This is a genomic window from Helicobacter pylori (assembly GCF_009689985.1).
GTDB classification, from domain to species: Bacteria; Campylobacterota; Campylobacteria; order Campylobacterales; family Helicobacteraceae; genus Helicobacter; species Helicobacter pylori_CG.
Genome location: NZ_QBAW01000003.1, coordinates 33,579 through 59,146 on the forward strand (window position 1 = coordinate 33,579; position 25,568 = coordinate 59,146).

14 protein-coding genes and 1 pseudogene are annotated in these 25,568 nt (G+C 38.8%); 4 read left to right on the plus strand and 11 right to left on the minus strand.

All coding sequences use genetic code 11. The features are described 5' to 3' along the window. Positions 1-31 precede the first annotated feature (31 nt). The 4 genes from DBU79_RS03140 to DBU79_RS03155 are packed head-to-tail and all read right to left on the minus strand — an operon-like array spanning position 32 to position 4,352. Complete coding sequence (locus tag DBU79_RS03140; protein WP_154411507.1) at positions 32-1,030, minus strand: glycosyltransferase family 25 protein; 999 nt, start codon at positions 1,028-1,030, stop codon at positions 32-34. 20 nt (positions 1,031-1,050) lie between these two features. Further along, positions 1,051-1,626 (minus strand): adenylate kinase, encoded by a 576-nt coding sequence (locus DBU79_RS03145; protein ID WP_134890106.1) that lies wholly within the window; start codon positions 1,624-1,626, stop codon positions 1,051-1,053. A 16-nt stretch (positions 1,627-1,642) separates the two neighbouring features. After that, complete coding sequence (gene aspS / locus DBU79_RS03150; protein WP_154411508.1) at positions 1,643-3,376, minus strand: aspartate--tRNA ligase; 1,734 nt, start codon at positions 3,374-3,376, stop codon at positions 1,643-1,645. A 34-nt stretch (positions 3,377-3,410) separates the two neighbouring features. After that, entirely contained in the window at positions 3,411-4,352 is a 942-nt protein-coding gene (locus DBU79_RS03155) for a chemotaxis protein (protein WP_154411509.1), read from the minus strand. Positions 4,353-4,430: 78 nt separating this feature from the next. Here DBU79_RS03155 and ligA point away from each other — a divergent pair, with 78 nt between their 5' ends. From ligA to DBU79_RS03175, 4 genes and pseudogenes are all read left to right on the plus strand, one after another. Further along, positions 4,431-6,404, plus strand: coding sequence for an NAD-dependent DNA ligase LigA (gene ligA, locus DBU79_RS03160; protein WP_154411510.1), 1,974 nt, complete (start codon positions 4,431-4,433; stop codon positions 6,402-6,404). Between the two features lie 100 nt (positions 6,405-6,504). Beyond that, a complete protein-coding gene (locus DBU79_RS03165) occupies positions 6,505-6,837 on the plus strand; it encodes a ribbon-helix-helix domain-containing protein (RefSeq protein ID WP_195834216.1) in 333 nt (110 codons plus the stop codon). A 306-nt stretch (positions 6,838-7,143) separates the two neighbouring features. After that, entirely contained in the window at positions 7,144-7,845 is a 702-nt protein-coding gene (locus DBU79_RS03170) for an ATP-binding cassette domain-containing protein (protein WP_000625014.1), read from the plus strand. Next, positions 7,845-8,601 (plus strand): annotated as a pseudogene (locus tag DBU79_RS03175) (ABC transporter permease). Before DBU79_RS03170 ends, DBU79_RS03175 begins: the two are co-directional and overlap by 1 nt. A gap of 62 nt (positions 8,602-8,663) precedes the next feature. Here the strand turns inward: DBU79_RS03175 and DBU79_RS03180 are convergent. The 7 genes from DBU79_RS03180 to hemE form a co-directional block, all read right to left on the minus strand. Continuing rightward, positions 8,664-18,230, minus strand: a complete 9,567-nt coding sequence (locus DBU79_RS03180; RefSeq protein ID WP_154411512.1) for a vacuolating cytotoxin domain-containing protein — start codon at positions 18,228-18,230, stop codon at positions 8,664-8,666. 140 nt (positions 18,231-18,370) lie between these two features. Next, complete coding sequence (locus DBU79_RS08000) at positions 18,371-18,496, minus strand: hypothetical protein (protein WP_260621346.1); 126 nt, start codon at positions 18,494-18,496, stop codon at positions 18,371-18,373. A gap of 150 nt (positions 18,497-18,646) precedes the next feature. Then, positions 18,647-19,216, minus strand: a complete 570-nt coding sequence (locus DBU79_RS03190) for an outer membrane beta-barrel protein (RefSeq protein WP_154411514.1) — start codon at positions 19,214-19,216, stop codon at positions 18,647-18,649. Beyond that, on the minus strand, positions 19,213-22,299 hold the full coding sequence (hefC, locus tag DBU79_RS03195; RefSeq protein ID WP_154411515.1) for an efflux RND transporter permease subunit HefC: 3,087 nt from the start codon (positions 22,297-22,299) through the stop codon (positions 19,213-19,215). The genes DBU79_RS03190 and hefC overlap by 4 nt, the downstream gene beginning before the upstream one ends. A gap of 12 nt (positions 22,300-22,311) precedes the next feature. Further along, a complete protein-coding gene (gene hefB, locus DBU79_RS03200) occupies positions 22,312-23,016 on the minus strand; it encodes an efflux RND transporter periplasmic adaptor subunit HefB (RefSeq protein WP_154411516.1) in 705 nt (234 codons plus the stop codon). A gap of 10 nt (positions 23,017-23,026) precedes the next feature. Next, on the minus strand, positions 23,027-24,460 hold the full coding sequence (hefA, locus tag DBU79_RS03205) for an efflux RND transporter outer membrane subunit HefA (protein WP_154411579.1): 1,434 nt from the start codon (positions 24,458-24,460) through the stop codon (positions 23,027-23,029). A 24-nt stretch (positions 24,461-24,484) separates the two neighbouring features. Further along, entirely contained in the window at positions 24,485-25,504 is a 1,020-nt protein-coding gene (gene hemE / locus DBU79_RS03210; protein WP_195834217.1) for a uroporphyrinogen decarboxylase, read from the minus strand. Positions 25,505-25,568 lie beyond the last annotated feature (64 nt).

Sequence of the window (25,568 nt, forward strand, 5' to 3'; positions counted from 1 at the left end):
TCCATTCTACCATAAAGTTTTTTCATTCTTTTTAAACCTCTTTAGGGGTTTTTAAATGATCGTATTGTTTGCTGTATTTGTGAAAGGCTTTTAAACGCTTTTTAGCGTTAAGGCTATAGTAGAAAAGATTCTTAAAAGTTGATTTTTTAGGCGGAGACGGGTAAGATTTCAAGCTCTTTTTTTGGGGCTTTTGAATAGTGCTGTCTAAAGAATGCTCGCTTAAAGAAACAGGGCAAGGCACATAAGTCAGATTCGCTATATCATGATAAGCAGAATTATCCATAAACATATCCACCGGCTCTATGATTTTAAAACGCTCCGTGGCTTCTATAAAAGTTTTAGCGCCCTTAGGGGTTAAATAATAACCGGCTGTAGAAGCCACATACACGCTGGTGAGGTAAAAATGCTCTAAAAAAAAGGCTTCTTTTTCATGCGTTGCGTAATAGCTTTTTTGTATTTTTTTGAGAATATAGTGGATAACTTTATGGGTAGAAAGATTTAAAAATCTAGAAACATCAAAAAATTTTTTAAATTTTTCTAAAATAGGGTTATTTTTAAAAGGATAATCAAAGGGAGGAAATACAAATTCTTTGGGTAAAACATGGAATTTTGTCTCGTGGTAATACCAATAGCACCCATAGAGTCTCACAAAATCAAAAGGGCTTTTCAAGCAATCTTCTAAGGCTTGCATGAAATTAGATTCTAGCGTTACATCATCTTCTAAAATAACGACCGGTTGGTTTGTTTTGACGCATTCTTTCCACAAAAGATAATGGCTTAAATAGCACCCTAATTCAGGAAAAGTCAAACCAGCGCCCACATAAGAATGATACCAATCAGATTGCAATAAACTTGGGGCGTCATAAAGCTCTTGAAGTAATTTTTCAAAATCTTGATGTTTGGGGCTAATAGCGTCAAAGATTTGAAAAACACAATGGCCTTTAAATTTTTCATTGGATTCTAAAACGAGTTTTTCAGTATCCAAACGCCTTTGACTTTCTTTTAAAGAAATGATATAAACAGAGATCACAGCTCATTCTTTAGTCGCATTTAATTCCCAAAAGACAAAATATATTCTTGCATTTCATTCACGATTTCTTCAATGCTTCTTTCGCCATTGATGATTTTATGCAAACGCTTAGCCTTGTAGAAGTTTTGGATTTCAACCAACGGGTCTAAAAACACCCGCATGCGGTTATGAAACACCTTTTCATTATCATCAGCCCCCCTAGAGCGCCCTAAAACCCTTTCTTTAGCGGTGTTTTCACTCACTTCTACTTCAATCACGCTTTTTAAGATCACTTCGTTTTGAGCGTTCAATTCCTTATCCAAAGCTTGCATTTGTTCCACGCTCCTGGGATAACCATCAATTAAAATGATCCCTTTGCTAGAACTTTTAATCGCTGAAAGGATCGTTTCTACCACAATCTCTAAAGGCACTAATTCGCCTTGAGAAGTGAATTTTTCAATCAATAAACCTCGTTCGCTCTTTTTAGCGCTCTCAGCCCTGAGTAAATCCCCAGTAGAAAAATGAGCGATTTTTTCGCTGTTATTCTTAGCGATAAGCTCTGCATCAGTGGTTTTACCACTCCCTGGGGCTCCAATAATCAAAAATAGTTGTTTCATATCATATCCTTTTAAATTATTTTCTCAAGCGAATGTGTAATTCTCTTAGTTGCTCTTCATTAATGGGGCTAGGAGCGTTCGTCAATAAGCATGAAGCTTTTTGCGTTTTAGGGAAAGCGATCACATCTCTAATGCTATGAGATTTAGTCATGAGCATGATCAAACGATCAAAACCTATCGCAAAGCCCCCATGAGGAGGAGCGCCAAATTTTAGCGCTTCTAGTAAAAAGCCAAATTTCTTTTGCGCTTCCTCTTCGTTGATATTGATTTTTTCAAAGACTTTTTTTTGCATTTCTTCTTTATGGATCCTTATGCTCCCTCCACCAAGCTCCACACCATTAAGCACCACATCATACGCATGCGCTTCAATCTCTTCTATGTCTTCGCATTCTATATTTTTAGGCATCGTAAAAGGGTGGTGCGCGGCGTGATAGCCGTTTTCGGTTTTTTCAAACATGGGGAAATTGACCACCCATAAGAAATTCAAAGCGTCTTTATCAATCAAATCAAGCGTTTCAGCCACCTTCAAGCGCAAGCGCCCCATGTAATCTAACACGATTTTTTTATCCCCGGCTCCAAAAAAGACAATATCCCCAACTTGCGCATCAGTCCTTTCTAAAATATTCTTAAGCCCCTTTTCGCTCAAAAATTTAACTAAAGGCCCTTTAATTTCATCTTCTTTAATCTGCAAATACGCTAAGCCTTTAGCCCCAAATTGGCACACAAATTCTTCTAATTCTTTTAAAACGCTGCGGCTAAAAAGCGCATCAGCCCCCTTAACGTTCAAAGCTTTAATGCGTTGGTTTTTAGGATCTTTTGCGATATTAGAAAAAATAGCGTTTGAGCTGTCCATAAAACAATCCCCCACTTCTATTAAAGGCAATTCAAAGCGTAAATCCGGCTTATCGCTCCCGTAATTTTCCATCGCTTCCTTATAAGGCATGCGTTTAAAAGGTTTAGAAATAGTATGCCCAATCGCTTTAAAAATCTCTTGCAACAAATCTTCCACCACGCCCATCACATCATTTTCATCACAAAAACTCATTTCCGCATCAATCTGCGTGAATTCCGGCTGCCTGTCCGCTCTCAAATCTTCATCTCTAAAGCAACGAGCGATTTGAAAATACCTATCCATTCCCCCCACCATTAAAAGCTGTTTGAATAATTGCGGGCTTTGGGGAAGTGCGAAAAATTCGCCCTCATGCACCCTGCTTGGCACTAAATAATCCCTAGCCCCCTCAGGCGTGGTTTTAGACAAAATGGGGGTTTCAATCTCTAAAAAGCCCTTTTGGGCTAAAGCGTTACGAGCGATTAAAGCCACTTCGCTGCGCAATTTAAAGATTTCATAAGCATTCAAAGAGCGCAAATCCAAATAGCGGTATTTCAAGCGCAAATCTTCATTCACATTTTTATTGCCAATTTCAATCGGTGGGGTAGCGCTTTTATTTTCAATGACTAACTCTTCTAAAACAATTTCAATTTTACCGGTCTTTAGTTTAGGGTTTTCTAACCCGGGCCCTCTTAAACGCGCTTTTCCTTTAGCCACTAGCACAAATTCACTCCTAACTTCTAAAGCCCTTTCATAAGCCTTAGAGCTAGGATCACAGACTAATTGCACTAAACCGCTTTTATCCCTTAAATCAATAAAAACCACGCCTCCATGGTCTCTATAAGTGTTACACCATCCGGCCACTTTGATGGTTTTACCCACATCTTTTTCACTAATTTCTGCACAGAAATGACTTCGCATGTTTTATCCCTTTAAATTAAAACAAAAATTAAATTTATGAAAGCGTTTTTTTAAGCATTTCATGGATTTCAAGAATGTTAGATTTTACCACAAAACCATCCGCTTCTAAAGATTGGGCTAATTGGCGGTTAGAATCGCTGCTCATGGACGAATTGATAATCACAGGAAGATGCTCAGTCCTGCTATCAGCTTTAATGGTTTTTAACACTTCAAACCCTGAAATAACAGGCATTTCTAAATCCGTAATGACCACGCCGACCTGTTGGTAATGTTCTTTTTCATACAAATAATCCAACAATTCTCTCCCATTTGGAAAGGCTAAATAACGCAATTCTAAAGTTTGAACGATTTTTTCTAGGGTTTTAAGAGCGCTCAAGGAATCTTCAGCGATTAAAATGAGTTTTTGGCTTTGAATGGCTTCTATGCAACGCAAAGTCAAATCGTCTAAATCCTTCAAGCTAGGGAAAACATCGCTAATCATCTTTTCCACATCTAGAATCTGCACCACTCGTTCTTTATCAAAACGAGTGATAGTGCTAATCTTACCCTCTTCATTAATGCCTTGTTTGTCCCCAGCGCTAATCTCAGTCCAATTTTTATGAATGATCCTTTCAATTTTTAAAACCTTTAGAGCGATGGAATGGTTAGAAAAATGGCACACAATCACCAAATTATGCTCATCTTTAACGCTGTATTCTTTTAAATTGCGACTCAGATCACTAGCGTTATAATGCAACCACCTTTTCACATCCACTAAAGGAATGGATTCACCCCTAACGCTAAGAAACCCGAGCATCATGCCATCGCTCCCCCCAAGAATCTCTGTAACCTCCCCATCATAATGGATAATTTCTCGGATCTTAAAAATATTCATGCCATAAAGTTGGGCGTCTTTTTCTGCATCTAATCTAAAGCATAGAAATTGCGCTTCGTTGTTTAAGTGCAATGAAGTCGTTTTGTCAATATCTCTTACCACCTATTTTCCCCTAAAGCCCTATCAAAGATTAAATGTTATAATACTACCCTAATTTAGTTTAAAAGGTTTTTAGAAACTATGATAAAAAGCCAAAAAGAATATTTAGAAAGAATTGAATATTTAAACACCCTATCGCACCATTATTACAACCTTGATGAGTCAATCGTAAGCGATGCGATCTATGATGAACTTTACCAAGAATTAAAAGCTTATGAAGAAAAAAACCCTAGCCACATTCAAGCCAATTCCCCTACCCAAAAAGTGGGGGCTATTACCACCAATTCGTTCAATAAAAACCCCCATTTAATGCGGATGTGGAGTTTAGATGATGTGTTCAATCAAAACGAATTGCAAGCGTGGTTGCAACGCATTTTAAAAGCCTATCCTAGCGCTTCGTTCGTGTGCTCGCCCAAACTTGATGGGGTTTCGCTCAATCTTTTGTATCAACATGGCAAGCTAGTGAGTGCGACCACTAGGGGTAATGGCTTAGAAGGAGAGCTTGTTACTCACAACGCTAAACACATCGCTAATATCCCCCATTCTATCGCTTATAATGGAGAAATAGAAATCAGGGGCGAAGTGATCATTTCTAAAGAGGATTTTGACGCTTTAAACAAAGAACGCCTAGACGCTAATGAACCCCTATTCGCTAGCCCTAGAAATGCCGCATCAGGGAGTTTGAGACAGCTTGATAGCGAAATCACTAAAAAGCGTAAATTGCAATTCATTCCTTGGGGCGTGGGCAAGCATTCTTTAGATTTCCTGAGCTTTAAGGAGTGTTTGGATTTTATCGTCTCGTTAGGTTTTAGCGCCATTCAACACTTAAGCCTAAACAAAAACCACCAAGAAATAGAAGAAAGTTACCACACCTTGATTAGAGAAAGGGAGGGCTTTTTTGCCCTTTTAGACGGCATGGTGATCGTTGTGAATGAATTGGATATTCAAAAGGAGCTAGGCTACACGCAAAAATCCCCCAAATTCGCTTGCGCTTATAAATTCCCGGCTCTAGAAAAACACACCAAAATTGTAGGAGTTATTAACCAAGTGGGGCGCAGCGGGGCAATCACACCGGTCGCTCTCTTAGAGCCTGTAGAAATCGCTGGGGCTATGGTTACTAAAGCGACCTTGCACAATTATTCTGAAATTGAAAAAAAGAATATCATGCTCAATGATAGGGTTGTTGTCATTAGAAGCGGCGATGTGATCCCTAAAATCATCAAACCTTTAGAATCTTATAGGGACGGCTCGCAACATAAAATTGAACGCCCCAAAGTTTGCCCTATATGTTCGCATGAACTTTTATGCGAAGAGATTTTTACTTATTGTCAAAACCTCAACTGCCCGGCAAGGTTGAAAGAAAGCTTGATTCATTTCGCTTCTAAAGACGCTTTAAACATTCAAGGATTGGGCGATAAAGTCATAGAGCAACTTTTTGAAGAAAAGCTCATTTTTAACGCCCTGGATTTGTATGCTTTAAAATTAGAAGATTTAATGCGGCTAGACAAATTTAAAATCAAAAAAGCTCAAAATCTATTGGACGCTATTTTAAAAAGCAAAAACCCTCCTTTATGGCGTTTGATTAACGCTTTAGGGATTGAGCATATTGGTAAGGGAGCGAGTAAAACGCTGGCTAAATACGGCTTAAATGTGTTAGAAAAAAGCGAAGCTGAGTTTTTAGAAATGGAAGGCTTTGGGGTGGAAATGGCGCGCTCTTTAGTCAATTTTTATGCGAGCAATCAGGAATTTATCCGATCGTTATTTGATTTGTTGAACCCTAAAAACAGCGATATGACCAAAGAAAAGCAAGAAAGCTCTTCTGTTTTCAGTCATAAAACGATTGTTTTAACCGGCACGCTTTCTAAACCACGGCAAGAATACGCTCAAATGTTAGAAAATTTAGGGGCAAAAATTTCTTCAAGCGTGAGCGCTAAAACCGATTTTTTAATCGTTGGAGAAAACGCCGGCTCAAAACTCGCTCTAGCACAAAAACATGGCGTGAGCGTTTTGAATGAAGAAGAATTGTTAAAACACCTTAAAGAAGAATTTGATTAAATTCTAAAGAAAAATTCCAATTTTCATTCTTAATGAATTTACTCACAAGATCCTATTTTATAGTAGAATGCGAAAAATAAAGATACTTTAAGGAGCAATAATGGAACACCATAAAGCGCACACAACCATTCAGGCTTTACAAGCCAAACGCAAAAAATTGCTAACAGAATTAGCCGAGCTAGAAGCAGAAATAAAAGTGAGCAGCGAACGGAAGAGTAGTTTTAACATTTCGCCCTCGCCCAGTTTGTTAGCTGAAATAGAAGAGATAGAATACGAAGAAAAAACAAGCAAAGAGCGAAGAATCAATCACAGCGTTTTACTTTCGCCCAGTTTTATGGCTAAAGTGGATGAATACATGAAAGAGAAAGGTTTTCCTAACCGCTCGCTTCTCTTTGAAAAAGCGTTGGAATTTTATATGTTAAAACACCCATAAACCAATAACGGACAAAAAAATAAGAGGGTATTTAGGGTTTTGAGAATGGAAAATCAAGGAGTCCGTTCCTTTGGTTTTTTAAGGTTATTGATCTTTTTATTCAAAGCCTTGGCTTTGTCTATTTTTGAGAGTTTGAGTGCTTTTTAAAATCGTTTCACTCGTTTGAATCGTGTCTATCAGTAACGCTTTTAGTTTGTTTTAACAAAGATCAGTTAATTTTTTAGTAACACTACGCTAAATAAGACCATTATTTGAATATAATAACCCTAAATGGGATTTTAAATCATTTCTATTTAAGGGGATTTTATGATTTCTAACATCAGCATACACCCAAAAACCATGTTTAAAAACGCTTTAAATATACAAGATTTTTCATTTAAAAGTCATACTAGTACAGCCATTATTGGCACAAATGGTGCTGGAAAATCAACGCTTATCAACACTATTCTAGGCATTAGATCAGACTATAATTTTAAAGCACAAAACAATAATATTCCATACCACGACAATGTTATACCACAACGCAAGCAATTGGGAGTTGTCTCTAACCTATTCAACTATCCACCTGGATTAAACGCAAACGACCTTTTTAAATTCTATCAATTTTTTCACAAAAACTGCACTCCAAATCTATTTGAAAAAAATCTTTTGAATAAAACCTACGAACACCTAAGCGATGGACAAAAACAGCGCTTAAAAATTGACTTAGCTCTTAGCCACCACCCCCAATTAATTATTATGGATGAACCAGAAACCAGTTTAGAGCAAAACGCTCTTATAAGACTATCAAATCTCATAAGCTTGCGCAACACCCAACAACTTACAAGTATCATCGCCACTCATGATCCTATTGTCTTAGATAGTTGCGAATGGGTATTGCTCCTTAAGAATGGCAACATTGCTCAATACAAACCTTTAAATTCTATATTAAAATCTGTAGCTAAAACTTTTAACTTTAAAGAAAAACCAACCACAAAAGACTTATTAGCATTACTAAAGGATATTTAGTGGGAGCAATTCTATCTATCCTAAAACTTGAAATCAAATCTTATCTCACCAATACAAGCACGCTATTTTGGACCTTTATTTATCCTGTTTTAATGCTCCTATTACTGATTTTTGTTTTTTCAAAAAATACCACTGAAATTTTTTACTTTAATAATATTATAGGTCTAATGGGACTCCTTATTATTTCTAGTGCGATCTTTGGTCTCACTCAAGCTATAACAAGCTTGAGAATCGCATAATATATTCTTGTTCTACATGCTATCACCAGCAACTTTTAAACAAATAACTCTCGCGCTCATTGCTTCAAGATTAATCGTTGTAATCCTATATGCTTTTATCTTTATTGTTCTCTCTTTTTATGCGCTCAATATCATCACTATTCTTAATTTTAAAGCGCTTATTTTGGGGTTTGTTAGTGTTTTTTCAAGCGCATTGTTTTGTTTTTGCTTGGCAATTTTTGTAGCTAGAATTTTTCAAAACGAACAAAGCATCTTAGGATTTTGTAACATCATCAATCTCTATGCGCTAATGTCTTGTAATGTTTTTGTTCCTTTAGAATACCTACCTAATATTGGTCAATTATTTATCAAAACATCTATTTTTTACTACCTTAATCAACTTCTAATCAAAGCTTTTCAAGGGATTGATACTATACTGGTTTTAGCAACTTCAACATTTTTCATTATTGGTGGCATTATTTTATTTTTACTAAGTGCTAATCGCATGTTACTAACACCAAAAGAACGCATGCGTTAAATCCTTAATCCCACCATTTATCAATTGTTTAATGGCTCAAAAAAGGGGTAAGCCCCAACCCCTTAAAACGCTAAACGCATTCCAATATTCCCGGTAATGTTGATCATTTTATAATCCAATCCAAACCTAGCACCCACCCCAGCATTCGCATAAAAGCTTTTAAACAACCTCACTTCCCCGCCTGTAGTGATGCTCGCAAAAGTGTTATAAAGCTCGCCTTTCCTATAGCTCAAAGTGTTGTTACCAATGAAACGCACCAATTTATCCCCCATAGAATTAACTAATAAGTCTCTACCAACGCCGCCAATCGCATAAAAATAAGAGTTTGTGTTGAAATAATGGCGGTTCTCCAAAGCAAGATCAATCGTTAAAACGGATTTTTTAGACGGATCCGCATTAGCTTTAAACTGGTTATAGAGTGCGTTATTCATCACTCCATCTAAACCGGTCATGCCAATATAGTAATACCTTAAACCAATTTGAGGTTTTAAAATGATGCTTTTGTTTTTAAAAATAAAATCATACCCGTAATTAACTTTCGCGTTCGTTGTCCATGTGCTGTATTTATAGGACTGATTGATCATAGAAAGCAGAGTGTCGTTGGAGCTGATTTGGTTTTTATTAGCCCCCCAAGTTTCATTGACGCTAAAAGTCAGCTCGCTCTTTTTAATGAAAGCTCTCGCATACAAGCCCACATCCACATTATCGGATTTAGAATTAGTGATGCGTTCATAAAAACCACTATACCCATAAGCCGCATACCCTCCAACAATCACACCCTTAATGAATCTGTCATAGCCCACATTGACACCATAGAGCGTTCCTGTGCCATTTTCCACAAAGCTCACGCCCCCAACGCCGGTCGCCCAAAGGTTGTTTTTTAGTTTATCCCTTTGAGAGTATTTTAAAATCACATCCATCGCATTAGGGATCGCATCAGCAAATCTTTGGTTTTTAAGGCTGCTCAAGCGTTCGCTAAAATCCGTTGAATCAAAGGAAGCGAAATTAGAAAGCTTGGCTAAACGGCTCATTTGTTGCGTGTAAGTGTTGAGCTGTAAAGCATCGGTGGAATTGTTTTTAAGATTGGGTTTAGAAAGCATGCCTAAAGTGCTGGTAATATCTTTCATTAAAGTAACAATGTGTTCAGTGGGATTGTCTTGCAAATAATAAGGAGCGAACAAGGGATTACCCCCCTTAGCCACAAAAAGCTCATTCAGCCACAGAATGGAATTATTGCCCGCGGATTTGATCGCATTCAAACCAGCACTGCCTTGAATGTATTTAATGTAATACTCCAAACTAGGGGCATGAATATCCATGGGTTTATCCGAGACGGTAACTTGAACTTTATCATAAAGGATAGATGAATACACCATTTGCCCTTGATTGTCTTTAAAGCTCACCACAAGACCCCCATCTTTAATATTGACCGGTTGGTTGTCATAGCTTAGTAAATCGCCCTTTAACTGCATGCGTTTGCCGTTAAAGTCAATGAGGGTGTAAAGCTTGAGGTAATCGCTCAAGCTCCCTCCAAGAATCGTTTGATTATCATAGCCATAAACCATGCGTTTAGCGTTGATAAGCGTGTAAGCGCCTTGCTTTTGAGTATTAAAATGGATCAAAGCTTGATTGTTATAAGACATGATCGTAGAAGCACCAGTCACGCTCAGTATCGTTTTATCAGTCGGGCGCTTGAGGTTGAAAGTCAATGGCCCTTCGCTCTTAAAATTCCCCCCCACATTCAAACCATTTTCATTCGTGCTGAGAGCCGCTCCTTTAACCACATTGAGATTACCGCTAATGTCAGCCCTATAATTAGAGTTATTGTTAAAAGCGTTATTCACGATCAAATTATTCGCTTTAAAAGTAGCGTTTGGCCCTAAATCCAAAGTCCCGATCGTGGTATTTTGTAAGACTTTTGAAAAATCCACTAATCCATTCGCTCTAATTGAACCTAAGAAAGCGAAATTATTCGCATTCACTTCTAAAGTTTCATCGGTTGAAGTGCTTGTGTTTGAAAGATTGGTTTTTTTCTCGCCCATGCAATTTAAAACATTCACGCAAATTTGACCTTTTTGAACGCTAATATCGTTTCGTGGCGCGTTAAGAATTAAACCATTGGTAGCGTTTAAGGTATCTAATGAAATATTAGAAAAATCTTTAGATACAAAAGAAAGCCTGCCCTGATATTGCGTGAAATTAATCGTGTTTTTCCCATTAAAGATAATGGACTTGCCCGCCACAAAATTCAATTCCCCCCCTGTAGCGTTACTAAACGAGCTGTTATTAGTAAATAAATAATCTTTAGCCACAAAATTGAAATTCCCTTTTTGCCAAAGATTGTGCAATCCCCTAGAGCCTAGTAAAGATCCAAAACCCAATTGTTTTAACTCATCTTGTAAGGATTTAGGCAGTATGGAGCCCAAACCTTGATGATAAACACCCCCTAAGCCCTTATCAGCGATGATTTTATTAATCATTTGCCCTAGGACTTGATTGCTCATGATTTTATTCACTACGCCTTCGCCTAATAAGTCATTTAACGCTTTTTCGCCTATGCTAGAAATGGTGTTAGTTAGCTCTTCACTGGGGTTAGTGATGCTATTTAGAGCGATATTGACTAACACGCTCAAATCCTGCGGGCCGAGCCAAGAAATGAGCTTATTGACTAAGGGGGCTTGATTGATCATTTGATTGAGAATATCCCCAAAAGTCGTTTTGTTCAAAAAACCTTGCAATTCTTTAGAATCAGCACTAGAACCTATTTTATCAAGAGCTTGATTCAAGCCTCCAGGCACAAAATTATTCGCAAAAGCGCTCAAGCTTTGCTTGCCATACCAGTTATTGATGAAATTCTCTACATTTTCAATCCCTAAAGTTTTAACGATGAATTTTTCAAACCCTGAAGAATGGGCTTGGATTTGCTCTAAAAGCATTTGATCGATTTCTTTTCTTTTTACAGGATCTAACGCGTTTAAAAGCCCGTTTTCACCAAAAACATCGCCCACCGTTTTAGAATTTAAAATTTCCATGATTGCGTTTTTAAAAGCACTCACGCCTAAGAGGTTATTCACTTCAGTAGGGCTAAGCAAAGAGCTTAAAGTCTTAGATCCAAAATCTTTAGGGATCATGTTGGCTAAATCTTTAGGGATAGCGTTATTATTCAAGCTTTCTTCATAAACAATATTAGAAAGCGCATTCCCTAAACCTTTTTCTCCAAAAAGCTTTTCAATGCCACCTTGCCCTAGATAAGAAAAGATTTTATCAGTCCCTTGAGCGTCAATATTGGCTTGATTAAGCACTAAATTCGTCGTGCTTTCAAAAGACACATTCGCGCTCCCTCCACTCCCCCAAGCGTTCCCGCTGCCGATTGTCCCGGTAATGTAAATGTTTTTAGCCTTAAAATTAGCGTTAATATAGCCTAAATAAGGCGCGCTAGAATTAAGCAATTGCCCCAAATTAGTCTGTCTGAACATCTGGCAAGTGTTATCCCCAACCGCACATGGATTTTTATAGCCATCGCCTCCAAACCACACCACGCTATTAGTGTTCGTTTGCCCTTCTTTGATCGCCCCTACAACGAGATTGCCTTGAGAGAAATCATAATTAGTTGTGTTAGAAAAATTATTGATGATCTTCAATAAACTCTTCCAATTTGCTTGGTTTAAAGCAATGCCATATTCTTTTAAGATACTAAAAATCGTTTCAAAGCTATCCGGGCTATTGAGATTGAGATTGTCTAAAGCCCCTGAAGATAAAAGATTGGCTATTTTAGGCAAAAACTCCTTACCCAAACTAGCGATCATATTCAAATCTTGCTTAGTGATAGCCTGATTATAAATGTGTAAGGCTTGTAAGGGTTGGTTTTGCGCGTTATAAGTCCCGGGTATCTCATTATTCTTACCAAAGCCTTTGATATTGCTACTCAAATAATAAGTGCCGGCTTTATCGCTTGTGTGATTATAGGAATTAGAGCTTTCATCATAAGGGTTTTTTTGGTAATCATACAAGCTAGGAGCGAGATTAAATGCCGTATTATTAGAAACGCCGTTTTGAGAGATTTGGATTTTCAGGCGGTTGTTATGCAAGGTTTCTGTAATCGTTTCAGTCGTATTGAGCGGGTTAGTGAAACTCCAAGAATGAACGCCGTTATTGAACGAGTAATTAGCTTTGTCAATCTGTATGCCATAAAAACGGATCTTTTCATAGCCGTTATTCCCCATTAAACCCTGAATGTTTTGAGCTTGTAAAATATTATAAACTAAGGGCTTGTTTTTTGCATCAAACAAATTCACATTAGACAGATTCAAAACGCCTTGAGATCCAAAGCTGAAATTCCCGCTTGCATTAATAGATAAAGCGTTACCTCCATTGCCTAAAAGGTTTAGAGTGCCATTTAAAAGAACGCTTTGAAAATTTAGGGTGCTGTTGTTACCTAAATCAAATGAAGCGTCTGCATTAAAGGTCGCTAGTTTAGTGAAAGAAATTTGAGAATTATTAGCATAAAAACTCACAGGAGCGTTAAAAACGCTATCGCCATTGAAGTTCAACAAGCTTGATCCGTTGAGGTTGAAATCCGTTTCCCCTTCTACGCTAAGTGCATTAAAGCTCGCTTGAGAACTTTCAGCTAAATTCATCGTAGAGTTATTTTCAAAAGTGGAAGCCCCTTGGAAATTGATATGGATATTTTTAGCCCTTAGATTGAGTGTGGCTTGATTAAAATTCGTATTCCCTTTGAAATTGATAAGGCGCACAGAATTGCCAAAATCAGGCGTTTTACCAAATAGAGGGATTCCATAAAAGGTAACATTAGCGTTATTGAAATTTGCTTGATTGAAGCTTAATTGAGCGTTAGGGTTCAAATTCAAATAAGACACCCCGTTAAAAGCGGTTGTGCCGTTAAAATTCGCCACGCTGTTGTTGTAAAAAGAAAGGCTTGAAGCGTTTTCTAAAGTCGTTTGGGTTTGGCTATCCCCAATATTAATAGCAGCGTTGGGTTTGACTGAAAGCCTGGAATTATTGAAAGTAACATTCCCATTCAATGAAGACTGATTCACATTTTTAGACACATCAATAACCATTTGAGAGTTATTGAAAATAATGTTATTGGCTTTCAAATCATAGCGGATGCCCCCTCCTAAAATGGAATTAGTGAATATCAAATCTGTATTCGCAGCCATATTCACATACGAAGAACCGCTTTCAGTCGCTCCGTTAATATTGGTCCAGCCGCTAAAAGTGGTGTTTTCAAAAGTGATACGCCCTGAATTAAAATTAAAGCCTCCCCATGTGAAATCCCTAAAGTTAGAGTTTTTAATATCCATAGAAAACCTGGAATTAAAATTCGCCCATGAATGCTGACTCGCGCTAGTTTGTAAGCCCATAGCCACGGTTTGGAAATTCGTATAATTCAACCCGTCAGCGTTCAAGGTTTTATCAGCGTTAAAATTAATCGTCGCCCCACCGCCAGCGTTAGGGTTGCCAACATTAAAGTTATTCGTTAAAAAGATATTAGTCGCGTTGAAATTGCCATGCAAATACAGCAAATTATTCTTACCAAACCAGATAGATCCGCCATTGTTATTGGCTTTTTCTTGCGCACTCCCTAAAAGCAAAGTCCCTACCACCGTAGCCCCAAAGTTCAGCGACCATGCAAAAGCGCTAGAGCCGATAAGATCTTGATTTTTATAAGGTGCGATGTAGCACACGCCAACACACACAGGGGTTTTTCCTGGAATAAAATCAAATTGCTTCCTCACTTGACTCCAAATATCCTTAGAATCAGCGTCTGTGTGGAAAGACGAAGAGTGGAGCGTAAGGTATTTATAAGTGATAGATCCCGAATTAAAAGTTTCTTCAAAAACAAATTTTTGGCCGTTGCTTTGAGTGAATTGCACAAAATAAGTGTTTTTCTCCGTCCTTAATAAAGTCCCTCGTTCGCCACCATAATGGATCAAATTCCATAAATTTTGCGAAAAAGCATTATCCGCCAAAGCTTGGTTATTGTATTTGATGCTATCCCCACTTAAAAGCGTGTAAGTGGTTTCATTGGTCAAATTCCTTTCAATATTAAAAATACTATCATTTTCAATAGAAACTGATCCTTTAAGGCGGCTGAAAGGATCGCTGTTGATGAGCGTGTTTGTGCCTTTAAAAGTGGTGTTTTTAGTGTCATTAAACGAATAGCTACCGCCATTAAACGAGTTGTTGTTGAAGATAAGGTTTTGCACTCTGGCATTGATATTATAGGAATTGAAGGTGTTGTTTTCTAGGGTTAAAGAATTTCCAGTGCTGTTTTCACCCCCTTTATAAATCAAGGTGCCGTTATCATTGAAGGCCACATTTTTAATCACTGCCTTCCCGTTAGCACTAGCGTTATCCACACCAAAATTCCCCCCTCCATTCACAGAGCCTTTATCCCAAGTAATGTTATTGGCCTTAAGGTTAAAGCCTCCATGCGGGGTTTGGTTGCTAAAATTGGCGTTTGTTGCATTCAAATTACCATTATTGACAATGAAATTCATCCATGAATTTTGCAAACCGGCTTTATCGTTATTCAAATTAGCGTTAGCGATATTCAAACGCTCTTGAGCGTTAAACACTAAAGTCGCGCCCCCACCGGTTTGAGCGCCATTACCAGAGCGAATCGTGCCGGTAATATCAATTTGATTGGCTTTAAAAACGCCTTGAATATAGCCCACTAGCCCCCATTCAGCCCCTGAAGTTTTCCCAAAACTCACCACGCTATTAGAAGCGGGATTCGCCCCATCAAGAAAAGGGGTGGTCTGATTGAACACTAAAACGCTGTTAGCGCCGCTATAATCTTGCGTGAAAACGCCTGTGCCAGCATTCTTCCAAGTCGTCATGCCGTTGAGATAGAACACGGTGTTACTGACGTTATTATTGATATTTTTAAGATGGAATACATCATTGTGGATACTCACGCAATGCGTATAGCCTAGAGTGCATAAACGAGTGAGCGTGATCCCATTATTAAAATTTTCTTTGATGTAGTAAGTCAAGCCGTTATCGGTGAAATGGATATTATAAATTTTAGCGCTGCTTGGCACGGATTGATCCTTATTTACTAGCGTGCCGCTAGGGTTTTCCCCACTAATCCAGCGCAACATTTGATACAAAGCGTTATTATTATCCTTATAATCCACGCTTTTAGCGTTAAGCAATTGATAAGTCGTGCCCACGCTTAAACTGCTCAAAAGCCCTTGCATGTTGAAAACAACGCCCTTATTGAAAGTAAAAGCTGTTTGAGCGCCATTTATTTTGAATTGATTATTCACATTGAAAGCATCATCAGTAAAACTGACTTTAGGGGTATTGTTGAAATTAAACACGCCCCCATTGAACGAGTTATGATTAAAATCCACTTGCTTAGCGTCAAAACTAAACGAACCATTATTAAACGAATTGTTATTAAAAGCATTTGTTTGCTCTGCGTGGTTGAAATTAAACGAACCGCCATTAAATTTGTCTTCATTAAAGGCGTTATTCACGCCATCAAAAGAATAAGAAGCGTCATCTAAAACGGATTTTTCAATGGTGGTCTTGCCTTGAAACTTAAAATTCCCTGCTAAAAAGTTCGTGTTTTTAAAGGTGTAAGAATTTTCAGCGCCTTGAAATTTATAATAAGCCTTGTTGAAATTCACACTATCAAAAGCACCATTACCGGTAAAATCATACCCCCCACCCGTCCAATCGTAAAAATCAGACTGAGAAACATTGATCTTACCACTCCCAGAGCCATTCCCTAAAGCGATAAAAGTCATGTAAGAGTTTTGTGAAGTGGTTTTTAGGTTTTTAAAATCAGCTCCAGCGATATTAATTTCAGTCGCGCCCACAAAATTCAAAGTCGCTCCCCCACCGGTTTGAGCGCCATTCCCAGACATCATGTTACCGGTGATATAAACCCTATCGGCCGTAAAAGTGCCAGTAATATATCCCGTTTTCCCCCAATTAACCCCTTGATACCCCCCAAAACGCACCGTGCTGTTAGATTTAGGGATGCTGCCATTAGCCCAAGGGGTCGTAGCGTTAAAGACTAAAGCACTGTTTTTCCCGCCATAGGTTTGAGAAAATCTCGCATTAGTGTAATTCCAAGTGTTTAAGCCGTTAAGATAAAAAATCGCATCAGCTCTATCATCATTAATATTTTTTAAGTTAAAGACATTATCATAAATATTCACGCTATTGGTGTAGTAAATATTATTCGCACCATAATAGACAGATTGTAAAACAATAGAATTAGGGCTAAAAATTTGTCTAAAATTATAGAGCGTGCCGCCTAAATTGTAGGTTACATAGTAAGTGTGGGTGTTGTTATTAGAAGTGGCGTTTTTGCTGTTGTCTTTTGTGGCTTGCGTGTTTTTAAGCCTGATGATATTCCATAAGTTGCTGACATCATTGTAAGCGATAGAGCCATTTTTCATGCTAAAGAGCGTGTAAGCGCTCCCTATGCTGGGCGTGTAATTTTGAATATTAAAAACCGCATTAGGATTAATGGTAACTTTAGCGCTCATATTGACAAAGGGCGAAGTGGGGTTGTTGATCGTGGTTGTGCCTTGAAAATGAACGCTAGCATTAGATCTATCAAAAACGAACCAACCCCCATTAAAGGTCAAATTGTTAAAAGTGATATTGCTTGCATTAAGAATGTAGGCATTTCCTATAGTATTAGTGTTGCCATTAGGCATGCTCCCTAGAGCGCTGTTATTAAAGGTAACGCTATTGGCGTTAAGATTGAGTTTATAATGATTGATATTAGAGTTAGTAAAGGTGATGCTCCCCCCGATACCATTCCCACCCTTATAAGTGAGCGCGCCGTTATTGTTGAAAGTTACCCCGCTAATGGTGGTTGTGCCATTGCTATCCACATTATCAAAGCCAAAATTCCCGCCATTGACGATCCCGCCATTATAAGTGATCTTTCGCCCCATCACATTAAAGCCCCCATTAGGGGTTTGGTTGCCAAAATCCGTGTTTGTCAAATTCACGCTATGATTGGAAATCAAATTGATCCAAGAAGTTTGCATCCCGGCTCTGTTATTTTGAAAATAAGCCCCATTAGCGCTTAATTCGTTTGAGCTTTCAAAAACAAGTATCGCCCCTCCGCCGGTTTTTAACTCATTACCCGATCCAACAGCTCCTGTGATAAAAATATCTCTAGCCTTAAAAACCCCTGTAATAAAACCTATATAGCCCTTTTCCCCAAACCACACAGAAGAATTATTAGGCGTTGCGGAAGCGTTTTTTGTCCCTATGTATAACTTACTATTATTATAGTTTTGCGTAAAACTCCTATTCCCCCCAGCCCAAGTGCGCAAAGGGCTGATATAGTAGGATTTGTTGTTATTGTTTTCATTCACGCTATTGAGCCAATACACCGAACTATTATAATCTTCACTTTGAGCGCTCAAAGCCGAAACGAACCCTAGCCCTAAGAAGATTTTTTTATTAATGGATAGAGAAGAATTTGAATGCGTTTTTAAGGAGTAAATTGTCAAAGGCGAGTTTTTGATTGTGTATTTTTTAGCGATTTTCTTTTTAATACCCTTAAAAGAGCGGTTTTTACTAAAGCGTTCCCTTAAATCTATTTTGCCATTTCTATAAGTCATATTTTGAACCCTTTCATGTGGTCATACTCGTTGTTATATTTTTTGATGCTATCCATTATACAATATCAATTAAAAACGGCACGATCTCCTTATATCATAAGGATCTTATCTTATTGATAACGACCACCAATAGGCTATTTTTATTCTCTCGTGAAGCACCCAACCGCTAAAGCGATTGGGCTTCCTCGGCTGATGTTGCCCGTAGGGAGAGTTTGGTTCTCACTCTGTGTCCCTATAGTAGGGATTTTACAGAGTTTGAGCTCCAACGCATTCCCTACAGGTCTCACACATTATATCTCCAAAGGCGTAACTTTGTGCACTTCCTGCACTAGATACGAATGTATGGGGATATGATACCATGAATTGGTAGCATTTATCCCAAACACTAAAGATATTTGGGATTTCTGCTTGAGTGGTTAAAACATATAGCTATAAGCCGCATGGATAAAAACGCTCTCTAAAAAATAAGAATTTTTAAAAGAATTTCTAGTCTTTGAAAAAGGGATTTTAGCCCCAAGCTCTACGCGGTGGTGATGAGCAATCGTGCTGCCAAGCCCCACATTAAACAAGCCGTTATAACCCATAAACGAACTATTTTTCATGCCTAAATGGTTATTTTGATAAAAATACCCTATCCCAAGCCCCCCATACACCCCAAAGCTGTATTTTTTGTAAGTGTAAAAATCGCTCAACACATCCATATTTAAGCTCAATAAAGAAGTGTTAATCGTGTGGAATGCGGTTGGTTTGATTGTCATAAGGTAGGAAAATTCACCCCTTAACGCTAAAGCTTTAAAAAAAGCGAATTGATACCCCCCTTTAGCCCCCCATAAAAAAGCCGTATAAGAAGAATCGCTAGCTGGTTTTGGGGTTATTTTAATAGGGGCTAAACCCACCATAGCCCCAAAATAAATATGACTTTTTTTAGGCTCAAACGCCCCTAACAAGCCCACCCATAAAGCTAAAATGAAAACAATCTTTTTCATTCTAAAGTTTTTTGGTTTTGATAAAACCGCTTGATTTTATCATCTATGGGAGCGAGCAAACGATAAAACACCGGCACAATCAGTAAGCTTAACACCATAGAAATCATCAAGCCCCCACTCATCGCAATCCCTATAGGGGATTTCATCGCCGCTCCATCCCCACTCGCCAACGCTAAAGGCAGCATGCCGCAAACCATCGCAATGGTCGTCATTAAAATCGGTCTTAGACGGGTTTTGCCGGCAAATAAAATGGCTTCTTGGATATTCAAACCTTTTTTACGCTCTTCATTCGCCACATCAATTAAAAGCGTGGCGTTTTTACCCACCATACCAATGAGCAAAATCAATCCTATCATAGAGAACATGCTCAAAGGCTGATGCACTAAACCTAGAGCAAAAAACGCCCCTGAAAAGCTTAAAGGCATGGTAACCATGATGATAAAAGGCTCTAAAATGGACTCATACAACGCCGCTAAAATCATATAAATCAACACAAACGCTGTCGCTAGAGCGATCAAAAACTCCCCGTTGCTCTCTTTAGCGTTATCCGCTTCACCGGTAAATCTGTAATTCGCTCCTTCAACCAGCCATTCTTTCGTGTTCTTGCTCACTTGCGTTAAAATCTCGCCCAAAGAAACGCCCGCATTCCTATTAGGCTCAGCAAGCACCGTAACGCTGCGCTGGCGGTTATAGCGAGAAATACTGGAAGGGCTTTGGGTTTCTGTGATTTCCACTAAAGCGTCTAAAAACATCAACTTATCGTATTTGTTGCGCACTTGCAAGCGTTTGATGTCTTCTACAGAAACGCGCTTATCATCAGGCACTCTAATGATCATGTCGTATTCTTTGCCATCTTCTTTGAAGACGCTCGCTTGAGAAGTCCCAGAGAAAGCAGAGCTCACCACTGAACCAATGGTTTGAGCGCTCACGCCGTATTTGTTGGCGTTTTGTCTTAAGATTTTGAGTTGCAATTGCGGCTGCGATTCGCTCGTGCTTGTATGGTAGCTTTCAACCTTGCCTTTTAATTCAGGGCTTTCTAATAAGAATTTCTTCAAATTCGCTACGCTTTTATCCACCGCTTCTTGAGAATGAGAGAACACATAGGTTTGAAAGGGCGAACTATCCCCACCGCCCCCTATAAGAGCAACTTCAGAAAGATTAATAGTATCTAAACCTTTAGCTTCAGGCAAGCTTCTCAACTCTTTCCTTAAAGCGCTCATCAACTCAAATTGCCCCAATTGATGCTCTTTTTTACGCTCTTTTAAAGGCTTGAGTTGCACAAAAATTTTAGCCTTAAAAGGGTTTTGTGTGGTGCCATAACCCACTTGCAGGGTGGTAAATTCCACTTCAGCATGTTTTTCAATCGCTTCTTGAAAGATCTTACTCTTTTGTGTCATGTAATCTATGCTCACGCCCGGTTTAGCCTTAAGCCACACTAAAAACCTCCCCCTATCTTCTTTCAGCATGAAATCCATGCCCAATTTAGAAGCTACAAAAAGTGAACCCACAAACACCAAAACCACCGCTATAAAGATAATGAGCTTGTGGTTTAATACCCATTGGAGTAACCTGGTATAACGAGACTCTAAAGCCTTAAAAAAAGGCTCACTCCACACATAAAAACGAGAATGCCTGGGATTAACTACGACTGAGCTTACCATAGGAATAATCGTAACGACCACCACATACGACAAAGCGATCGCTAAAGCCACCGTGATCCCAAAGCTTTGGAAAAAGCGCCCAATAATGCCTTTCATGTTCCCTATAGGCACAAAAACAGAAAGCAGCATCGCTGAAATCGCTACTAGAGCAAAACCAATTTCCCTCACCCCCTCATAGCTCGCTTTTCGTTTGCTCATGCCCATTTCTAGCTTTTTATGGATGTTTTCAATCACCACGATCGCATCATCAATAATGATCCCTATCGCTAGCGTTAAAGCCACCATGGTGAGCATGTTTAATGAAAAACCCATCCATTGAATGAGCGCAAAAGTCCCCATGATAGAAATAGGGATAGAGATCGCTGAAACAAGGGTGATCGTGCCGTTACGCAAGAACACAAACACCACTAAAACCGCTAAAATCGCCCCTAAGACTAGGTCAAATTTCACATCTTCAATAGAAGAGCGAATGAAAGTCGTTGTATCTAAAAAGGGTCTGATTTCATAGCTGGGGCTAATGGCTTGAATGCGCTTTAAAGCTTCATACACCCTATCTACGATTTCAATTTCATTCGCTCCGGCAATCTTTTGGATTTCTAAAATCACACCGGGTTTGTCTTTAAAGCTCGCAAAAGTGTTGTCTTCTTCCAAACCAATTTCAATTTTTGCAATATCGCCAAGACGCACATGATTACCCACCTGGATCTTTTCCACATCCGCCACGCTATAACTATTCGCATTGATTAAAATAGACAATTCCCTTTGGCTATTGACAATGCGCCCCCCATCAATTTCCACATTCTCCGCTTTAAGCGTGCTGAAAAGATCCGCATAAGTGAGGTTGTATTTATTCATCAAAGTGGGATCGGCATAAATCCTAATCTGGCGTTCCCTATAGCCGTTGAGTTGCACGCCCCCTACCCCATCGATTTTTTGGAGCATGGGTTTAATGGTGTTTTTAGTGTAGTCATTGAGGGTTGTAGCAGGCACGCTTGAACTGCTCACGAATAACGAAATAATGGCTTGGCTGTCGGTATCAAATTTATTGATAGAGGGTTTTTTAATGTTGGAGTCATCAAAACGCACCGAAGAAATTTTATTAACCACATCGTTTAAGGCTTCTTCATTAGGCTTTTCTAACTCAAATTCAATGACAACAATACTCACATTTTTAGAACTCGTGGAAGTAACCTTCTTGATCCCATCAATCCCCATCACCGCTTCTTCAATCTTGTCGGTTACCTTACTCTCTATGATTTCAGCACTAGCTCCAGGATAAGTCGTAGTAACCACCACCGTAGGCAAATCAATTTTAGGGAAAAGCGCCACGCTCAATTTTTTAAAACCCATAGTCCCAAAAAAGACAATCGCCAAAGCAAACATCAAGGTCGTAATAGGACGATTAATCGCTGTTTTATACATCAAAATATCCTATTATTTCGTTTGGATAAACCCATCGCCAAAAAGCCCCACTGCCATAGGCTTAGATAAAAGGGCTTCAGCGCTCACTTTTCTAGTGTTTTCATCAACCGTGGGGTAAATCTTAGTGATTTTAGCTTCATGCTGATTGGAATCCCCGTCTATAGAATAAGTGTAAGTGTCCCCCACTTTGACCGCATTAATATATTTAGAATCAAATTCAATAACCAATTTCCTAGCATGGCTGACTAATCTCAATAACACCGTGTTATTCGCGCTCACCCCTTCGCCCACTTGAATGTTTTTACTCGCTATTACGCCATCAAAAGGGGCCCTTAAAATGGTTTTATTCAATAGCGCAATAGAATAAGCGTAATCTGATTCCAAACGCCTGTAAGTGAACTCATAACCCTCTAGAGTGTTTTTATCCACAGCGCCCCCAATTTTGCTGTATCGTTGGTATTGCTTTTTAGCGAAAATGAGTTGTTGCTCGGCAGAATCGCTTTGAGCCTGCTTGTCTTGATTATACAAAAGCAACAAAACATCGCCCTTTTTGACCACGCTCCCCTCAGTAACCTTAATGCTATCCACAATCCCTGTGCTGTCTAAGGTGAGCTTGGAGTCTTGCACCGCTTTCACATTGAAAATCGCATACACTCTCTCGCCAGCTTCCAAACTCAAAAGACTCAAAAAAAGTCCTATTAAAATTTTTCGTATCATTTTTATTCCCTTAATGCACATAGTCGTCTATTTTATGCCCGCTGTTGAAAATGTAATTGGCTTTTTGCACTTCATAATTATTGAGCGCTAAATTGTAAGCCACTTCCGCATCAAAGCGCGTGGTTAAGCCTCTTAAATAGGTGGTGAAATCCACTAAATTAGCGTCGTATTTCCTTTTAATATTGGCAAAAGAAAGATTAGCCGCATCCAAACTAGCCTTGGAAGATTCAATCTTGGCTCTGGCAATATCAAGCGACTTTCTGTAAAGCTGTTCGTCTTTTTCTTGCTCTAATTTTTTATACGCTAAATTCTTTTCATTCGCTAATTGGCCTAACATGATGGATTGTTTTTGCAAGCTCAACCCTATATCATCAAAAATATTCAAAGTCGCAGTAACCCCAGCCGTGTTTTGCTGACCGGGGAAGAAGTTCCCAAAACCCCCCAAAGCGTAAGCGGGTTTTTGGATCCAAAAAAGCCATGAGTCATACACATCTATCTTGGGGTAATAATTGAGTTGTTTGTTTTGATATTTGAGTGCGGAAATTTGCTCCCTTAAAGAGACCAAATCTTTCCTTTCTCTCAATTGCAAATTAGGCACATCAATCGTAGTCTTTTTTAAATTTTTCACATTGAGATTAGTGAGGTATTCTAAAGTCAAGCGGTTTTGTTCCAAAGCAAATTGCATGTCTAAAATATCGTATTCGCTCAAATTCCCTTGCGCTTTTAAGCTTTGCAAATCATCAATCGTAGTTAGCCCTTTGTCATAGAGTTTGGTAACCCTTTTAATGTCCGTTTTGATTTGCTCTAATTTCTTTTGTAAAGCGATCATGCGAGCTAAATTATTAAAATACTCGTAATATTGTTGCACCACTTGCAAATACACGCTTTGGCGGCTATACTCTAAATTAGCCACAGTGGATCGGTAAGTCGCAGACTTTTCTTTGACATTATTCACATCGCTAAAACCATTAAACACATTCAATTTGACTTCAGCTTGGAGTTGTTGCGTGTTGTAATGCTTAAAGTGCGGAGTATCCCTATTTTCATTCTTAAAATTATAACTCGTATTTAAGGTGGGTAAAAACATCGCTTTGGCGATGGTGTGGTTCTTCATCGCTTGCTTGACGCTGAGTTCTTGCGCTTGCAGACTGAGATTAGTGGTAGCCCCCTTTAGCAATTCATAAAGCCCCAAAGCGGCTTTATCGCTTTTTTCATGGTATTTAGCAATCTCTTGATTGATGGTGGTCGCTGTTTCTTTAGGCGAATGCAAAAAACCCGGTGTTGCTTCTAAAGAACTTGTCGGCGGATCAATGAGCTTTAAATTCTTATGGCTGTAATTGTTAAGGATTTGCTTGATTTCATCTGGGGTTTTAGAGGGGGTTTGGGCTAGAGCTAAAACTGCACACAAGCCCCATAAACTAACATATCTTATAATAGTTTTCATCATAATAGTTTTCACCAAGCCCCCCTATCGCCTGGTTTTAGCATGCACTAATTGCACTAAATATTTTGCGTTTTCTCTGGGTAAATCCGGCAGCATCCCATGCCCTAAATTAAAAATATGCCCTTGATGGCCCATGACTTTTAGAATCTTTTCAACCCCTTCTTCTAAAGCGTTTTTATCATAAAGGCGGGTGGGTTCTAAATTCCCTTGCAAAACATACTTATCGCCTAAAATCTTTTTTGCCACTTCTAAAGGAGTGCCCCAATCCACGCCAAACACATCAAATTCCCCGTCTATGCTATCCAAATAAGCGCCAACCCCTTTAGGGAAAAGGATAACCGGGATATGCGCATAGCGTTTTTTAAGCTCTTTAGATATTTTTTTCAAATAATCCCAACTGAATTTCAAATACGCTTCTTTTTCTAAAGCGCTAGCCCATGAGTCAAAGATCATCACCGCATTAACCCCTGCTTGGATTTGAAGGCTCAAATACTCTATCAATTCAAGGCTTAATTTTTCTAAAAGCGCTTTTAAAACTTCAGGCTCGCTATAAAGCATTTTCTTGCTTTTAGCATACGATTTGCTCCCTTCGCCTTCTATCATGTAAGTCGCTAAAGTCCAAGGCGATCCGCAAAAACCGATTAACGCTTTCTCTTTAGAAAGCTTTTGGCGCGTTTGAGAAATCGTATCATAGACATAGTTTAGTTGTTTATAAGCCCCTATTTTTAGGCTTTCCACGCTTTTTAAATCCGTAATGGTTTCTAAAAAATGCGGCCCCTTTTTGGGGATAAACTCCAAATTCAAGCCCATTTCCAAAGGCACTACTAAAATATCGCTAAACAAAATAGCCGCATCCACGCCTAAAATCTCTACTGGCTGCAAAGTAACTTCTGTGGCTAAATCGCTATTTTTACACAATTCCAAGAAACTCCCCGCTTTTTTACGGCTCTCTTGGTATTCGCTAAGGTAACGCCCCGCTTGCCTCATCATCCAAATGGGCGTATAGGGTGTTTCTTTTCTAAAACATGCATCAATGAAAATCATCATAAATCCTTAAAGGTTTGTCTGATTATTGTTTTTATACTCTATAGTTAATTATTAAAGTGAA

Coding starts and splice junctions, on each gene's coding strand:
- DBU79_RS03170 (WP_000625014.1), top strand. CDS start 7,144: ATGATTTCTAACATCAGCATACACCCAAAAACCATGTTTAAAAACGCT.
- DBU79_RS03180 (WP_154411512.1), bottom strand. CDS start 18,230: ATGACTTATAGAAATGGCAAAATAGATTTAAGGGAACGCTTTAGTAAA.
- hefC (WP_154411515.1), bottom strand. CDS start 22,299: ATGTATAAAACAGCGATTAATCGTCCTATTACGACCTTGATGTTTGCT.
- DBU79_RS03145 (WP_134890106.1), bottom strand. CDS start 1,626: ATGAAACAACTATTTTTGATTATTGGAGCCCCAGGGAGTGGTAAAACC.
- hefB (WP_154411516.1), bottom strand. CDS start 23,016: ATGATACGAAAAATTTTAATAGGACTTTTTTTGAGTCTTTTGAGTTTG.
- aspS (WP_154411508.1), bottom strand. CDS start 3,376: ATGCGAAGTCATTTCTGTGCAGAAATTAGTGAAAAAGATGTGGGTAAA.
- hefA (WP_154411579.1), bottom strand. CDS start 24,460: ATGAAAACTATTATAAGATATGTTAGTTTATGGGGCTTGTGTGCAGTT.
- ligA (WP_154411510.1), top strand. CDS start 4,431: ATGATAAAAAGCCAAAAAGAATATTTAGAAAGAATTGAATATTTAAAC.
- DBU79_RS03165 (WP_195834216.1), top strand. CDS start 6,505: ATGGAACACCATAAAGCGCACACAACCATTCAGGCTTTACAAGCCAAA.
- DBU79_RS03190 (WP_154411514.1), bottom strand. CDS start 19,216: ATGAAAAAGATTGTTTTCATTTTAGCTTTATGGGTGGGCTTGTTAGGG.
- hemE (WP_195834217.1), bottom strand. CDS start 25,504: ATGATTTTCATTGATGCATGTTTTAGAAAAGAAACACCCTATACGCCC.